This is a genomic window from Halomonas organivorans, assembly GCF_014192055.1.
GTDB lineage: Bacteria > Pseudomonadota > Gammaproteobacteria > Pseudomonadales > Halomonadaceae > Halomonas > Halomonas organivorans.
This window is the reverse complement of record NZ_JACHXM010000066.1, coordinates 1-3,043: the sequence shown is the minus strand read 5'-3', so window position 1 is coordinate 3,043 and position 3,043 is coordinate 1. Positions and strand designations below refer to the sequence as shown.

The following is a 3,043-nucleotide window of genomic DNA, read 5'->3' as shown; positions in this document are numbered from 1 at the left end:
TTCTACCTCAAGGGCGTGGCGCCGCCCGAGGTCAGCCTGAAGGACATCTTCGTCTCGCTGCTGCCGTTCATCGCCCTGCAGCTGTGCGTGCTGTTTGCGCTGCTGTTCTGGCCGAACCTGGCCATGTGGCTGGTTGGCTGACGACACCGGCAAGGCGACGGGGGTGTCGCCTTGCCCTTCCTCGACGCCCGACGGAGGCGTCTCCATCGATGACAAGGACAACATCATGGCGACACCAAGACTGACGTACCTGGAAAAGATCGGCTTCGGCAGCGGGGACATGGCCATCAACGTGGTCATCTCCTCGATGTTTCTGATCATTTCCTACTTCTACACCGACATCTTCGGTCTCAAGCCCTCCCACATGGGCATCCTGTTCCTGGTCGCCCGGCTGGTCGACGCGGTGACCGATCCGCTGATGGGCATGATCACCGACCGCATCAATACGCCCCGTGGACGCTATCGCCCCTACTTCCTGATCTTCGCGGTGCCCTTCGGCATCTCGGTGCTGCTGCTGTTCACCACTCCGGACTGGAGCTACAACGCCAAGCTGGTATGGGCCTATTCGACCTACCTGCTGGTCACGCTGCTGTTCACCGCCGTGACCATCCCCTACATCTCGCTGATCGGCGTGCTGACCGACGATCCCAAGGACAAGCTGTCCGCCAACGGCTATCGGCTGTTCTTCGCCAAGATCGCCGCCTTCCTGGTCACCATCATCGTGCCCAAGCTGGCCGAGTCCTTCGGCGAGGGCCGGCTCGAGCTGGGCTACCAGGTCGCCATGGGGCTGATGGGCGGCCTGGCGACCCTGCTGTTGCTGTTCTGCTACCGCACCACCACCGAGCGCGTCCAGCATCGCATCGACGACAAGCCCATCAAGCAGCAGTTCGCGCTGCTGCTCAAGAACGACCAGTGGCTGCTGCTGTGCGGCGCCTGCTTCACCGGCACCATGGGCTACGTATTGCGCAGCTCCGTGGCCGCCTACTACGCGAAGTACTACCTGGGCGCCGGCCCGGGGATGCTCTCGGCCTTCCTGACCGTCGGCGTCGGCGCCGCGATCCTGGCCATGGTCGCCTCCACCTGGATCACCAAGCGCTACTGCAAGGTGCAGCTGTTCCGCTGGAGCCAGGTCGCGGTTGGCGTGCTCAGCGTGCTGATGTTCGTGCTGGTCGACCCCGGCGAGGTGGTGCTCGCCTTCGTGCTCTACTTCCTGATCTCGTTCGTGGTGGACCTGCACGCCCCGGTGTTCTGGTCGGCCATTGCCGAGTCCGTGGACTACGGCCAGGCCAAGACCGGCCGGCGCGTCTCGGGGCTGGCCTTCGGCGGCATCTCCTTCTTCCAGAAGGCCGGCATGGGCGCCGCGGGCTTCCTGGTGGGCGTGCTGCTGACCTACTTCCACTACGAGCCCAACGTCGACCAGAGCGATTTCACGCTCACCGGCATCGCCCTGATGCTGTCCATCATCCCCGGTGTCTTCCACACCCTGATGGGCGGCTTCATGTTCCGCTACCGGATCACCGATGCCTACTACGCCTCGCTGGGCGACATCGGCGCCGGCCAGCGAGCCGCCGACCCAACCACCGACGACACCCTCGAGCCGGGCCGCGCCAGCTGATGGCCATGCTACGTCCACCCGCCCACGCCACGGAGTCCACCATGTCGCTATCTCCCGAGCCCCTGATCGAGCAGCGCGCCGACCCCTGGATCCTCGCGCACGCCGGGCGCTACTACTTCATCGCCTCGGTGCCCGAGTACGACCGCCTGGAGCTCCGGTGCGCCGACAGCGTCGCGGGGCTGGCCACGGCGCCGGCGACCACGGTATGGCGCAAGCCCGACACCGGGCCGCTGTGCGAGCTGATCTGGGCCCCCGAGCTGCACCGCGTCGACGGCGACTGGGTAATCTACTTCGCCGCCGCGCCGTCCCGCGAGATCGTCGACGGCCTCTTCCAGCACCGCATGTACGCCATCACCTGCACGGCGGACGACCCGCTGGCCGGCGAGTGGAGCGAGCCTGCGCAGATGGCGACGCCGCTGGACAGCTTCTGCCTGGACGCCACGACCTTCCATCTAAGCGGGCGCGACTATTACGTCTGGGCCCAGCAGGATCCGGAGATCCCCGGCAACTCGAACCTCTACATCGCCGAGCTGGCGGGACCGACCCGCCTGGCCGGGCCGCCGACGCGGCTCAGCGTGCCGGAATACGACTGGGAGACGCGCGGCTTCCTGGTCAACGAGGGGCCCGCGGTGCTCCAGCGCCACGGCCGGCTGCTGCTCACCTACTCGGCCAGCGCCACCGACGAGAACTACTGCGTGGGTCTGCTGTGGGCCGATGCCGACAGCGACCCGCTGGACGCGGCGAGCTGGTCGAAGTCGCCGATGCCGATCCTGGTCAGCGATCCGGCCAACGAGATCTTCGGCCCCGGCCACAACGGCTTCGTGGTCGGCGAGGACGGCACCGACCTGCTCGTCTACCACGCCCGGACCTACACCGACATCCAGGGCGACCCGCTGTGGGACCCGAACCGCCATACCTACGTCAAGCCGATCCGCTGGGACGAACGCGGCTTCCCGGATGTCGGCCGAGCCGGCGAGGACACCCTGCCGCCGGCCCGCTAGCGAAGCGGCTCTGGGCCATCGCTTTACCTCAACGACACACAATAAAATCAACATATAAAATTATATGTTGCACATACACCGGGAGCGGGGGCTATGATGGAGACCCTTCGGTGCCTCGCCGCCCCGACCCGACAGCCGAGGAAACACGCCATGCGCATCATCCAATGCCTTCATGACGGCGCGGCCCGCGCCGCCCTGGTCGAAGACGAGGCCACGGTCCGCCTGACCGAGGCCGATACCTACACCCTGGCCCGGCGCGCCATCGCCGCCGGCCGGCCGCTGGCAGAGATCGTCGAGGCCGCGCTGACCGAGACCCGCCTGGACTACCAGGCGCTGATCGACGAGCGCCGTCTGCTGCCGCCGCTGACCCACGACGACCCGGCTCACTGCCTGGTGACCGGCACCGGCCTGACCCACCTGGGCAGCG

At 66.8% G+C, this 3,043-nt stretch carries 2 protein-coding genes and 2 pseudogenes; all 4 read left to right on the top strand.

Going from position 1 to position 3,043, the window contains the following annotated elements; all coding sequences use genetic code 11:
- Nucleotides 1–141 (top strand): annotated as a pseudogene (locus tag FHR96_RS22535) (C4-dicarboxylate ABC transporter permease); the annotation flags it as partial.
- A gap of 85 nt (nucleotides 142–226) precedes the next feature.
- Entirely contained in the window at nucleotides 227–1,615 is a 1,389-nt protein-coding gene (locus FHR96_RS22255) for an MFS transporter (RefSeq protein WP_183389899.1), read from the top strand.
- A 41-nt stretch (nucleotides 1,616–1,656) separates the two neighbouring features.
- Nucleotides 1,657–2,616: a glycoside hydrolase family 43 protein gene (locus tag FHR96_RS22250; RefSeq protein ID WP_183389898.1), complete on the top strand. Its 960-nt coding sequence runs from the start codon at nucleotides 1,657–1,659 to the stop codon at nucleotides 2,614–2,616.
- Between the two features lie 150 nt (nucleotides 2,617–2,766).
- Nucleotides 2,767–3,043 (top strand): annotated as a pseudogene (locus FHR96_RS22245) (AraD1 family protein); the annotation flags it as partial.